This window comes from Marinomonas colpomeniae (assembly GCF_014803385.1).
Taxonomy (GTDB): domain Bacteria; phylum Pseudomonadota; class Gammaproteobacteria; order Pseudomonadales; family Marinomonadaceae; genus Marinomonas; species Marinomonas colpomeniae.
On sequence record NZ_JACYFC010000002.1, the window covers coordinates 816841 to 830554 of the forward strand.

A 13714-nucleotide genomic window follows, 5' to 3' on the forward strand; every position below is an offset into this window, starting at 1 on the left:
TAGATACTGGAGAGAACATGTTTGAACTAATGATAAAACCGGGTCAATTGACTCTAAATGAATTACGTCAAATCAGCCGCCGTTCTGTGAAATTGAGCCTAGATCCAAGTGCGACACCAGGCATTCATGCTAGCACCCAAGTCGTGAATGATGTCATTGCTGAAAATCGTACAGTTTACGGCATCAATACAGGTTTTGGTTTGTTAGCCAACACACGTATTGCACCAGAAGATTTAGATGAGTTGCAGCGCAGCATTGTTTTGTCGCATTCCGCTGGTATTGGCGCATTAATGGAAGACAAAACCGTTAAATTGATTATGGCGCTTAAAGTGAACAGTTTAGCGCGTGGTTTCTCAGGTATACGCCTAACTGTTTTGGAAGCCTTGCTTACTTTGATCAACAAAGAAGTTTACCCCTGTATTCCGAAAAAAGGCTCAGTAGGTGCGTCGGGTGATTTAGCACCTTTGGCTCACATGAGTACGATTTTATTGGGTGAAGGTAAAGCGCGTTACCGTGGTGAAATTATCTCTGGTCAAGCGGCATTGTCTATTGCAGGTCTTGACCCTATTACCTTGGCACCAAAAGAAGGTTTAGCGTTATTGAACGGTACTCAAGCCTCTACCGCATTTGCGTTAGAAGGTTTGTTTGAAGCGGAAGATTTATTCGCGTCTGCTGTTGTGTGTGGCTCGCTTTCTGTTGAAGCTGCGCTTGGTAGTCGTAGTCCGTTTGATGATCGTATTCACCAAGTTCGTGGGCATCAAACGCAAATCGACGCGGCTGCGGCGTATCGTCATTTATTAGGTGAGACCAGCGAACTAGGCGAATCACATCAGGGTTGTGAAAAAGTACAAGACCCTTATTCGTTACGTTGCCAGCCACAAGTAATGGGTGCATGTTTGGAGCAAATTCGCAGCACATCAAAAGTGTTGTGTATTGAAGCGAATTCGGTGTCTGATAACCCATTGGTATTCGCAGAAAGTGGCGACATCATTTCTGGTGGTAACTTCCACGCAGAGCCTGTGGCAATGGCTGCAGATAACCTTGCTTTAGCGATTGCTGAAATCGGCAGTTTGTCAGAACGTCGTATGGCATTGTTGATCGATACGAATCTAAGTAAATTGCCTCCTTTCCTCGTTGATAATGGCGGCGTAAATTCTGGCTTTATGATTGCGCAAGTAACGGCGGCGGCATTGGCAAGTGAAAACAAATCCTATGCACATCCAGCGTCAGTAGACAGCTTACCAACGTCAGCTAACCAAGAAGATCACGTGTCTATGGCAACCTTTGCGGCACGCCGCTTGAAAGACATGGCAGAAAATACCCGTGGTATTTTGGCGGTTGAAATTCTATCTGCGGTACAGGGACTGGATTTCCGTGCGCCACTTAAATCGACGCTACGTCTTGAAGAAGCCCGCGCCACGTTACGCGCTCGTGTTCCTTTCTACGACAAAGACCGTTATTTTGCGACTGATATTGAGCAAGCCAATGAGCTTCTATTAGAAGCGGCTCACAACGACACTATGCCAGAAGGTTTGCTCCCAAGCTTATAATCAGAACGATTACTGCGCTTGCTAATACTTTGTTAAAAATAGACTCGAAATGCTCATGTATAACGATACACTCCGCTATCTCGTCTACTTTTGCCTCGTCTTAGCGTCGCGCAACACATCGTAAAAAAATCTATTAGTGAAAGGTATTAGAAAAGGTTTCTACAATGACAAATGATACGCCACTTGTTTTAGACAGTGTATGGCTTGGCGCAAATGTCGCGACCATGAAAGATGGCCGCTACAGTGCGATTGAAAATGCGGCGATAGGCGTGGCTGGTGGTCGTATTGTTTGGCTAGGAAAAGCAGAAAACCTTCCCGCTTATCAAGCGCAAGAAGAACACAATCTCGATGGTGGATGGATTACGCCAGGATTAATTGATTGCCATACACATTTAGTCTTTGGTGGAAATCGAGCGGGTGAATTCGAGCAACGTTTGAACGGAGTAAGTTATCAAGATATCGCCAAGCAGGGTGGTGGTATTGCGTCTTCTGTAAAAGCAACACGAGAAGACAGTGAAGAAGAATTGGTTCGTAGCGCGACACGTCGTTTAAAAAGTTTGATGGCCGATGGTGTGACCACGGTAGAAATTAAATCTGGTTATGGTTTGTCTCTTGAGAGCGAACTAAAAATGCTGCGCGTGGCGACCACTTTAGGTAATGAAAACCCTGTCACGATTAAACGAACCTGTTTAGCAGCGCACGCTATGCCACCGGAATATGATGACAAAGACACCTACATTGATTTCTTGTGTGACACCGTATTACCTGAAGTTGCAAGGCTTGGTATGGCCGACGCCGTAGACGCCTTTTGTGAAGGAATCGCTTTTAGTACAGAGCAAGTAGCGCGTTATTTCAAAACAGCAGCAAGTCTTGGTTTACCAGTGAAAATTCACGCAGAGCAGCTTTCGTCTTTGGGCGGCACGCGCATGGCGTCGTCATTCAAAGCCTTGTCAGCGGATCATATTGAATTCATTGAAGAAGAAGATGTGATCGCCATGGCAGAATCTGGCACGGTTGCTGTGTTGTTACCGGGTGCGTTTTTCACCTTGAAAGAAACGCAACGACCACCAATCGATTTATTACGTCAACATGGTGTTCCTATGGCCATTGCCACGGATGCAAATCCTGGCACATCGCCAGCCTTGTCTTTGCGGTTGATGATGAACATGGGTTGTACTTTATTCGGATTAACGCCAGAAGAGACATTAGCGGGTGCGACGATACATGCCGCAAAAGCATTGGGAATGAGCGATACTCACGGTACCTTAGAAATCGGTAAAGTCGCGGATTTTGTTTGTTGGGACGTTGAAAGCCCGGGCGAACTTAGTTATTGGTTAGGTGGCAACCTAGTTAAGAATCGTGTCCATTTAGGAAAAGAGCTGCAAGGAGAGTGATATGAATCATCCATTAACCGTACCGGCGTTTGAGTTCACACAAGGCGATTCTCCCTTGCTTATCAGTATGCCGCATTCGGGTTTGAACTTAACGGCAGAAGTGGACGCTGGCTTATCCAAACAAGCTAAAATATTGCCAGACACGGATTGGTATATTCCTGAACTGTATGATTTTTTTACGTCATTAGGTGTCAGTTGTATAAAGGCGAATTACTCTCGTTATGTGATTGACCTTAATCGACCTTATGACGACAAACCGCTTTATGAAAGTAAAACCACAGGATTGTTTCCTGATATTTTATTCGCAGACAGCCCTGTGTTCAATCAAGGGCAAGAACCTGGTGATGCACATAAATTGTTTTGTAAAGATCAAATCTGGAAGCCTTATCACGCGACGATAGAGCAAGAGCTGGCTCGACTAAAAGTCAAATTTGGTTACGCTATTTTGTTTGATGCACACAGCATCGCCGCACAAGTGCCTATGCTATTTGAAGGGACTTTACCAGACTTCAACTGGGGAACCAACGAAGGCAAATCTTGCCATGAATCCTTAGCAAATATCGCTACACAGATCATCCAACCCCACTATACACAAGTGGTAAATGGACGTTTTAAAGGCGGCTATATCACTCGTCAATTCGGTCAGCCAGAAAACAACATCCACGCGATTCAGTTAGAGCTGTCTCAAGCTACCTATCTAAACGAAGCTGTTTTGAAAGAAGGGCGTTATGAACTGGATGAGCAAAAACTCCCCGTTATTAAACAGCAACTCAAAGACATTATAGAGGCTGTGAGTTTGGTTAGGTTTTAGTTGTCATTGTTTGTTAGAGCTTTAAAGGAATCCCCATAACGTGAGAGCGCTATGGGGATTCTTTTAAATAATTAACATGTAAAGCTAAAATGTAAGCTATGTCTGAATCCTGCTTACTTGTGACGTTTGAAAATTTGAATTAGTCCATCTCCAATATCTTTAAATGAGCTTACAATTTGAAGCGCTTGCAAAGTGTTAATTAATTTTTGGTTTTCAGCAGTTTTAGGTATTTTAGGCTTATCTTTACCTGTAGAAATTAGTTGAGGGTAATTATTTTTTAATGCTCCTAATATTCTAAATAATTGTTCACTGTCCATAGTAGAATTTAGATGAGGGCTTAACAAGAGAATGATATCTTTGTCTTTAATGTGACTGTTAGCCATTTTTTCTACGACATCGATAGATAAATTATGATTATGTTCAATAGAAAATTTAGCCAATTCTACTAAGCAATTATTGCTGCATTCATTTATGAACTCATCCGCACGTTCAACAATAGATTGCTTCACGCTTAGTGAGATCTTTTTACTCTTCAGAAGAGGTCCTAAGTCACTTTTTAAAAGCTCAGGAGTAATGTAGGACACAAACTTTTTGGAAACATGGATGTAGGACTCTCTAGTCGACCAATCTGTTTCAAGTAAATGCGTATAAGATTTTTCTGAATCACTGATTAGGTTGTTGCCAAGGAGAAGAGCGTATAATTCTCCCTTCTCCACGGGTAGATCTATCGCAGGGATGTAATATTTGAATTTCTTCAAGCTATTGGAAAGCTTTACTCTTAGCTGATTTGTAAGTTTAGCTTTGTTCGCATTAAGTATTTTCTTTGCAAGTTCTACTCGATGCTCTTCTTCAATTTGTTCATTATGCGATATTTCCTTACTATTAATTAAAACTTGTTCTAGGTTTTCGTCAATGCTTCCGACACTATTAATGTAGTTATTGATGTTGTTAAACGTAGCTGGAAAGCGATTTAGCTTTGCTAATGTCTGCCAAGTATTTTCTGTGTCAGCTTTAAGGTCTTCAACAATACATGTATCCGACGCTTGATTTATTATGTCGTCTAAATAATCAGGGTCGAAATGATAAATATCTTTTATTATTTTTATGAAGTGTTTATTTGAGTTTACAGATTTGGAAAATCCATTTATTGAATCCAAGTAACCTTTGATATCTGTTAGAAGGTAGTTGTAAATGTCTTCATTAATTTCTAAAGCAATATCTAGCGCGAGGATTTCATTGTTTCTTAGTGCGATGATTAAGTTTTCTTTAGTGATGGTATAAAGATTCTTGCACACAAACGCTTGCTGCATAGTTTCGGATAACAGTTTTAACTCAGGAATACGTATTGAAGCGTCGGCAAATATGTACGTAATATTCTCTGGGATTGTTTTATCTGATGGTCTTATAAGAGTTGATAGCATAGAGTAGTGCGTTTCTAAGTATTCTGAAACAGAATCGTCTATGTTGTAATGTGTTTCAGAGTCTAAATTTTCTAGTGACAAATCGATTAGATTAAGTCGTTTTTGATCATCTAACTCTATTCCATTGATTAGGAAATGCAGTGTTTCTTCCGTTTCAGGTGTGAGCTTTTTGATTAGCTCAACGTATTCATTTTTTCCATTTAGGAATAATTGCAAAAATTGCTTTTCTTTTTCTCCAAACTGCATCAAAGCTCTAATCATAATATCAGTGTCTGATGAATAGTTCCTTAATAGGTAATTCAGAATAGAAATGTTATACAGGCAAGGCTCACTTAGAGACTGTTGACCACACTCTTTTATTATGGCTTTAATGTCTTCATCCGTGAGTAGAAAGTGTTCGTCCATGACATTACGGTCAACATTATGAATGATAAAGTTTTGAGCAGCAGGGGATACGTTGTCATCATGAAATGTTGATGTATACAGAGTGAAATTACGGTTAATATAACCTGACTTGATAAGCTGGTAAGCTAGCTCTTTTGATAGATTTTCTTTAATTATTGTATCTAGAGATTTTGCGTCTAGCGTAAATGTTGACTGTTTTAAAATGTGATATATATCTGCACTACGAAGAAATTCCAATTCATTTTTCTTTTTATCAATTGAAATGCTGAACTCTTTTTTATCAGCTGCTTTCCAGTCACTAGGAGACAAGCTAGTACCTAGGGCTTCTTCAATATCTATAAGCTCAAAGGTTAAAGTTTGATTATAGTTATGGGGAGTCCAATAAAGTTTAGCCTTATCTTTTTGATTAGTGTAGTCAGACCAAAAATCAACTGATTTCAAGTCATCAATTGATAGTCTTTCATTATTTAACTTTAATTGACCACTACTTGTTGCTTGGTTGGAGCATTTTAAAACTCTGTTTATATAAGTTATTAGTAGAAGCCCTAGATGTTCACTTCGTTTCTGAATACTGCTACGAGATAGATTTTCAAGATCTATTTTATGTTGCATTATTTCTTTTTCAATACGGTTTATATTTTCTGTTATTAGCTTTCGACTAGCATCGTAAATTTTATCAAGTTTACTTTCTCCTAAACGAATTAATTCAAAGTCCGCTAAATGAGTGCTTTTATAAAGCATCATTGCGAAGAGGTCACTTTCGCTTAGATTTAGTTGTTTGCTGTCATCTGTAAAAATTTCCTCGCGAAAAATGATGAATTCGTTACGTACATTCTTCAGTAGTCTCATGTCTGGAACATAACGAGCCGCAATCTTGATAAGCTCTGGATTGATGTTTTTATAGAGTTCGTCTTCTAATATCTGTTTTATAAGGTCTCTTGCACTTCGATGAGTAATAAATGGTACAACAGGGATAATAAGGTCAAAGAATTTTGTACGAGCTGTTTGTTGTACTGCGTCTTGAGCAGCGTCTTCTATAGTTGTAATGGTCGAATGGAGTTTTTCTAAGACTTGAACTGCGTCTTTTATAGCCGAATGTGGCTTTTCTGCGGTTTGTTTCGAGTTCGACAAATCAAAAATACTGTCTTTGATTGCATAGATAAATCGAATCGTTTCTTTGATTTGAGGTGCGCTGTTTAAAAGCGTATTTAAAGACCGTAACGTTTCAAAAATATGTGAATCTTCAAACCTGTCTATATCTTCAAAAATTACGATGTTCTTTTTAGATACTTCGAAGAAATACACTATCTCATCAAGATATTGATCGAAATAAGATCCGGATTTATCATCCAATGAAATAGTCGCCGCTCCTGCTGATACGTTGCTAATACGCATACGACCATGGGTTAACCATCGAATTCCGAATGCTATTAATATAGTGAATGCTAAAATAATTAAATGAGAGTACAGGCCTAAATCGACAACCGATAAGAAGGCCTTTGAAATTTTATCCGTCCAACTCATCAATATGAAGATTGGTACTGCTGCGATACCAATTACAAGTGAAAGACAGAGCTCTCGTACTAAATTAAATCGCTCGATTCTTTGAAATCTAGAATGTGGTGCCTTCTGAGGCTCTAATCGATACAGGAGTTGTTTTACGATTTCCTGTTGAATTCTATTGGTAGTTGTTTCTTCTAGTTTTGTTTCATCAGTATTGCCCTCAGTCGTTTTCATGGGGGCTAATGTCGATAGAGATATTTCAACTATGTCATGTTTGTGTTGATTTGCTACCTCTTGAAGAATACTACTTTTACCGACGCCATAATTTCCTGATAGCGCTATATTACGCACTTCTGAGATTTTAAAAGCAGCATTTATTCTGTCTACATAACTATTGTGATGATTTTTGTCGTATTCAGGTGTGAGCGGTTTGAGGCTAAGGGAGCTAGAGCTTTCTTGATCGTTGGTATTTTCTTGTATTTTGGAGAAGCAATTCCAAAGTCCCATTTCATATTCCTTTACGTGCAATGTGTATAAATCATTTATTTGATTTTCACTTTATCGTGTTCAAAACAAAAGACCAAATTCTTTATTTGAATATAAGCAGGTATGTTAAATTACCGTTCACTTGGACGCTGTTTACTTATACGAGAATATTCAAATGAAACTTAACTTCCATAAATCTTTTTGGGAAGCACCCTGCAATAACGAGCATGACTTTAACGAGCTCATAAAACGCACTCATGCCGATGGTTATCAAGGTACCGAGTTGTTCTTACCATTTTTTGATATTGATACCGATGTAGTGCGAGAAGCACATGCTGAACTTGGGCTGAGCATTATTACGGGTATTGGTACGGCTGGTGACACGGTTGAAGATCATCTAGAAAGTATGAATACTCAAATTGAACGTGCGGTTGAGTTTGAACCTGTGCTGATTAATTCCCATACTGGGCGCGATATTTTTAGCTTGAAAGACAATTTACGTCTATTTGAAAATGCTTTAAAACTCGAACAAAAGCACAACATAACCATCACCCATGAAACGCATCGATTTAGACCCACGTTCAGTACATTTGATACAGAAAGAATCATCGATGCATTACCAGAATTAAAATTGAACTTGGATATTAGTCATTGGATGGTGGTCCATGAATCTGATTTGAATGATCAATTGGAACGTTTAGAAAAAATATTTTCTCACGTACATCATATTCATGCGAGAGTCGGTTTCGAAGAAGGTCCACAGGTTACCAATCCACAGGATGAACTTTGGGCGGGGCATGTAGAGAACCATGTAAAACTATGGCAAAAAGTGATCGACCTTGCAAAAAACAGAGGTCAATCCGGTTTTACCATCACCCCTGAGTTCGGTCCTTTTCCATACGCACATGTACAACCCAATACGCATGAGCCTATGGTTGATATTTGGGCAGCGAATAACTTCATGCAACAGCACCTCAGAAATAAGCTTGTTTAAGAATGAAGTTGAGCTTTATTAAACCATAAATCGATGCTTTTCTTCTGCACATGCATTCAATATAAAGTCCCAAGTAAGCTTCAGATCTCTAAATTTGTGAAGATCCTTACTTGTTGATATCCAGAGCTCTCTATGAAGCAGTGTTTTGGGTAAAACTGGCGTGATATTGGGATCTCCGTATGCGACGAAGTGTGGAAGGATACCAATACCTAACCCTGTATTTACCGCTTTATGTTGAGTATGTATAGTTGTCGATTTATAGATGAAGTTTAGGTTTGGTGATATTTCACCTTGGTATTTCAATAAATCAGAAAAAACCTGATCTTCAATGTAGCCAATAAAATGATGGTTTAACAGGTCGGACGTTTTTTCTATTGGATCATTATTCGACAAGTAGTCTTGTGTTGAAAATAAGCCGAGCGTGTAGTCAGTGAGTTTTTTCTGAATGATATTCGATCCTTTTTGCGGACCGATTGTGATACTGATATCGACTTCGCCGCTGGTAATAAAGGTACTACCCGCCAATGAAATAAGCTCTATGTCGATACCTTGATCTTTAATCCAAGCCGGTAAACGGCTGGAAAGGAAATAATTACTAAACCCTTCTGTAACACCGATGCGGATTTTGGAACGAATTTCTTGTACGTTTCTGTAGTTTTCATTCGCCAAGCGCAGGGTTCTTTCACATTTCTCTGCATAAGGAATCAGATTCTCTCCCGCTGTGGTCAGGTGAAATCCTTTGCTGTTCTGAAAAAAAAGTTTTGTTCCAATCGCTTTTTCAAGTTGTTCGACTCGATTGGCAATGGTGACATGCGTACAGCCGATTTTAGTTGCTGCTAAAGAGAGCCTTTTGTAGCGCCAAAGTGCTAGAAAATACTTTAGGTCATTCCAATTAATAGCTAATAAATCTGTGTTGTCGCTCACACTTTTTTCCTTTTTTATGAGATCAAGGTAACGCTATTTTATTTCATGAAATCATGGTGTTAGTAGGTTTTTATTCATATAGTGTCTTGTTATGAAATGCTCATTAATGTAAAAAAAATATCAGTGTTAGCAAGGTTCAGAATACGACGAAATACTATAAACCAACCAAAATAGGGCGTTAATAATTGTATTTGCACAGATTTGGTGCTCTTTTTGAGTTTCTTATTGCCACTATAAAAGAAGGAATCGAACAGTTATTGTAAAAATATTTACAGTTGTTGTAAATAAAATGCTATTGCCTTTACGGTGGCATAAGCCTACTTTTTATCTCGAAGTAGATGCACTGATTAACGCTCAGAATCTAGAAAAATCAACCCAACTCGGTAGGCATATCATGATGAAAAAACCTTTAATCGCAGCGCTCGCATTATTAATGAGTACATCTGCATTGGCAGCTGAATTTAATTTTACCTTTGCACATGTATTAATCGATGAAACGCCAAATGGACAGGCAGCCCTAGCTTTTGCTAAAGAAGTGAAAGAAAAATCTAATGGTCGCATTGACATAAACGTACTTTCAGCAGCTAAGCTTGGTGGAGACGTTGAAATTATTGAACAATTACAAATGAATATGGTTCAAATAGCGATGCCGCCTACTGCTACTTTGGGTAACTTTGAGCCTCGTGTCCAAATTCTTGATCTTCCATTCTTGTTGCCATCAAAAGAAATCATGATGAAGGTATTGGATGGACCAGCAGGTCGTAAAATTCTAGACACATTAGAAAATCATGACATGCATGCGGTGAATTTTTGGGGCGCTGGCTTCCGTCATATGACGAATAACGTTCGTCCTATCGAAGAGCCTACTGATCTTAAAGGTCTCAAAATGAGAACCATGCAGTCGCCTATCTTGTTAAGTACGTATCGTAACTTTGATGCCAATCCAACTGCGATGGCCTACACCGAAGTGTATAACGGTCTTCAGCAAGGTGTAATAGAAGGGCAAGAGAATCCTATTGCAAATATTACCAGTAAGAAGTTTTATGAAGTTCAAAAGTACATGACACTGACGTCTAACGCTTATCATGGTTATGCGACTATTGTGAATAAACAAGCGTGGGAGTCTCTTCCAGAGGACCTACAAGTCGTGATGACGGATGCGTTTGATTATGCTCGTGGCGTGTCTCGTACATTGACGGATGAGTTAGAGGCTTCTGCGTTGGATAATATTAAGAAATACACACAAGTAACTACCTTGTCTAAAGCTCAAATGGAGGCATTCATTGAAGCAAGTAAGCCTGTTCATGAAGAATTTCGTAAAACCGTTACTTCTGATTTGTTAGACCTTGTTTATCAAGAAATTAAGAACTAGTGATTGCTAAGAGACTCTATTTTTAAAATAGAGTCTCTTAATGTCTTAATGTCTTAATGTCACTCCCAGAAAAACCATTAAAAAGAGACGTTAATGTTCGAAAAAATCAATAAGCATTTAGATAAAATAGAAGGCTTCCTCATTGCCAGTATTTTGGCCGTTGCGTCGCTTCTTACCTTTACTCAAGTGTTTTTTCGCTATGCGCTAAACGATTCTATTTTTTGGGCAGAAGAAGCAATTTTATATCTTATTATTTCTATGAGTTTTCTTTCGACCAGCTTAGGAATAAGAAAGGGAAGTCACATTACGGTCGATATTTTAAAGTCTTCTATTCCAAAATCTTGTATTAAGTTCTTTGTTTTTATTGCAGCCGTTATTGGTGCACTCTTCGCTCTTACTTTGCTTTATTACGGTGGTGTTCTGTTTTTAGGTACATTGGCTCGTGGTCAATTATCCCCAGCGTTAAGAATCCCTGTTGCTTTTATCTATGCATTCATTCCCATTACGGCGTTTTTTCAAGTAATTCGATACGCAGGCATTATGTGTTCTGTATTTGGTGAATCCAATGAAACAACGATAGCAATCAATAACGACCATATTAATTAACCACTTTTAATACAGAGAATTTTACATGGCAACGCTCCTTTTTCCGCTGTTTTTATTATTGCTGCTATTAGGCTTACCCATTTATGGATCACTGGCGTTTTCCGTTATCGGTGCCATGGAATTAACAGGAACAATGAACCCAACCATTGTTCCGATGAGAATGTTTTCCGGTATAAATAATTTCTCATTGATGGCTATTCCGTTTTTTATCTTGGCTGCTGAATTAATGCGAGTAGGTGGTTTATCTACTCGACTTATTAAGCTTGCTCAAGTCCTTATTGGCTGGGCGCCGGGAGGCTTAGCGTCTGCAGCTGTACTATCTTGTTTGTTTTTTGGTTCTATTTCTGGCTCCAGTCCTGCCACAGTAGTTGCCATTGGTAGCATCATGTTTCCTGCGCTAGTTGAGGCGGGCTACAGCAAGCGATTTGCAATTGGATTACTGACAACGGCCGGAACATTAGGACCCATTGTTCCTCCAAGTATCGCGCTGATTATTTATGGTTCTGTCACCTCGACAAGTATCGGTCAATTGTTCGCCGCAGGTATTCTTCCTGCCTTGTTATTGGGCGGTTTGTTGATCGCGTATTGCACTGTGTACTCAAAAAGAAAAGACTTCCCTAGAGCGCCATTTCCGACATTAGCGGAAGTTACCGAGGCGTTTAAAGGCTCCGCTTGGGGTTTAGGGCTTCCGGTTATTTTATTGGGTGGCATTTATAGCGGTATTTTTACGGCGACAGAATCGGCTGCGGTGGCGTGTGTTTATGGCTTATTTGTTGGCATGGTGATTTATAAACAAGTGAGCGCGAAAGATTTATGGGAAATCCTACAAAATACAGGATTAACCTCAGGTGCTTTGTTATTGATCACCGCAGGTGCTTCTGCCTTTGCGTGGCTATTAACGATTATTGGTATGCCTTCATTACTTGCGAACTCTGTTTTATCTTTGAGTGACTCGTCTTTTGTTATTACCGCATTACTTAATGTGATTATGTTGGTGGCTGGCTTTTTTCTGGATAGTGCGTCCGCGATTATTGTATTGGCGCCTTTGATGACGCCAATCGCTTCAGAAGTCGGCATCGATCCTGTGCATTTCGGGATTATCAATCTAGTGAATTACTCGGTTGGCATGATAACACCACCTGTTGGCCTTAACCTTTTTGTCGCGGTCACTATTTCAAAAATGGGTTTGTTTGAGGTTTTCAGAGGCTGCATACCATTTCTCATCATCATGCTGATCGGTCTCATGATTATTACCTATGTTCCATGGTTAAGTCTGGCGCTTCCTAGTGCGATGTTTTAACCGTAAATCTAATACCTCTGTAATGGTAAGTACTCAATGTTATGTCGCGCTTGTTATTATTGCGCAGTAAAGGATTAAAATGAAATCGAACACTAAATTGAAAGTCGGAATTATTGGCTTGGGTGCTATTGGTCAACATGTAGCAAACAGCATAGAAAATGGAGAGGTTGGAAAGGCTGAATTGGTTTCTCTTTTATGTAGAAATAAAGAAAAATATTTAACAATTAATGCAGATAAATCAGAATATTTTAAATTATTAATCACAGACAGTAGTGACGTATTTTTCGCCACAAAACCTGACATTATTATTGAAGCTGCTGGTCAAGAAACACTTTCACAATATGGTGTCGAAATACTAGAAAAAGGGATAGATCTATTAGTCTCAAGTATTGGGCTTTTTACAGATGATCGTGTGTTGAATGCATTTATTCAGGCAGCAGAAAAATCAGGCTCTAAGCTCTTGCTTTCATCCGGTGCTTTACCTGCCGTTGATTGGATGTCGGCGGCGTCTTTGTCTAAAGTAAATGATGTTTCGATCACGCAAACGAAGCCTGTGAACTCTTGGAAGGGCACGCCAGCGGAAAACTTTGTTGATCTTGATGCTATCAAAGTGCCTACTTGTTTCTTTGAAGGCACTGCACGAGAATCCGCAAGCCTATTTCCTAAAAGTAGTAATATTAGCGCTATGTTGGCACTCGCTACAGTGGGATTAGACTCCACTAAAGTGAAATTAATTGCAGACCCTATGGAGTCTGTAATGTACACAGATATTGCGTTTGATAGTGAAGTAGGAAAACTACAAACTCGTTGGCAAGGTGTACCTTCTGAGGTCACACCAAGTACCAGTGCTGATGTGCCTCTGACCATAGTTAAAGCGCTTAAAAATCTGACTTCATCGGTTTGTTATGGGGTTTAAAGTGGAGTCTTTATGTCACCTATAAGATCACT

Annotated in this window: 10 protein-coding genes; 8 read left to right on the forward strand and 2 right to left on the reverse strand. The window is 39.4% G+C overall.

All coding sequences use genetic code 11. The annotated features are described in order from the left end of the window. Positions 1–17 precede the first annotated feature (17 nt). The 3 genes from hutH to hutG all read left to right on the forward strand — a co-directional run bounded on the left by hutH (position 18) and on the right by hutG (position 3755). A complete protein-coding gene (gene hutH / locus IF202_RS09020) occupies positions 18–1550 on the forward strand; it encodes a histidine ammonia-lyase (RefSeq protein ID WP_191594535.1) in 1533 nt (510 codons plus the stop codon). 164 nt (positions 1551–1714) lie between these two features. Next, on the forward strand, positions 1715–2944 hold the full coding sequence (gene hutI, locus IF202_RS09025) for an imidazolonepropionase (protein WP_191594536.1): 1230 nt from the start codon (positions 1715–1717) through the stop codon (positions 2942–2944). A gap of 1 nt (position 2945) precedes the next feature. Beyond that, on the forward strand, positions 2946–3755 hold the full coding sequence (gene hutG, locus IF202_RS09030; protein WP_191594537.1) for an N-formylglutamate deformylase: 810 nt from the start codon (positions 2946–2948) through the stop codon (positions 3753–3755). Positions 3756–3868: 113 nt separating this feature from the next. Here the strand turns inward: hutG and IF202_RS09035 are convergent, their stop codons facing one another. Beyond that, entirely contained in the window at positions 3869–7591 is a 3723-nt protein-coding gene (locus tag IF202_RS09035) for a YobI family P-loop NTPase (protein ID WP_191594538.1), read from the reverse strand. A gap of 154 nt (positions 7592–7745) precedes the next feature. Between IF202_RS09035 and IF202_RS09040 the strand changes: the two genes are divergently transcribed. Continuing rightward, entirely contained in the window at positions 7746–8564 is an 819-nt protein-coding gene (locus tag IF202_RS09040) for a sugar phosphate isomerase/epimerase family protein (protein ID WP_191594539.1), read from the forward strand. Positions 8565–8582: 18 nt separating this feature from the next. Here the strand turns inward: IF202_RS09040 and IF202_RS09045 are convergent, their stop codons facing one another. Beyond that, complete coding sequence (locus tag IF202_RS09045; protein WP_191594540.1) at positions 8583–9488, reverse strand: LysR family transcriptional regulator; 906 nt, start codon at positions 9486–9488, stop codon at positions 8583–8585. Between the two features lie 394 nt (positions 9489–9882). Here IF202_RS09045 and IF202_RS09050 point away from each other — a divergent pair, with 394 nt between their 5' ends. The 4 genes from IF202_RS09050 to IF202_RS09065 all read left to right on the forward strand — a co-directional run bounded on the left by IF202_RS09050 (position 9883) and on the right by IF202_RS09065 (position 13682). Further along, positions 9883–10860, forward strand: coding sequence for a TRAP transporter substrate-binding protein (locus IF202_RS09050; protein WP_191594541.1), 978 nt, complete (start codon positions 9883–9885; stop codon positions 10858–10860). Positions 10861–10953: 93 nt separating this feature from the next. After that, positions 10954–11466, forward strand: a complete 513-nt coding sequence (locus IF202_RS09055) for a TRAP transporter small permease (RefSeq protein WP_191594542.1) — start codon at positions 10954–10956, stop codon at positions 11464–11466. Between the two features lie 25 nt (positions 11467–11491). Beyond that, positions 11492–12766, forward strand: a complete 1275-nt coding sequence (locus IF202_RS09060; RefSeq protein ID WP_191594543.1) for a TRAP transporter large permease — start codon at positions 11492–11494, stop codon at positions 12764–12766. A 79-nt stretch (positions 12767–12845) separates the two neighbouring features. After that, the gene (locus tag IF202_RS09065; RefSeq protein WP_191594544.1) at positions 12846–13682 is read left to right on the forward strand and encodes an aspartate dehydrogenase; all 837 of its coding nucleotides are present in this window, start codon (positions 12846–12848) and stop codon (positions 13680–13682) included. Positions 13683–13714: the final 32 nt, after the last annotated feature.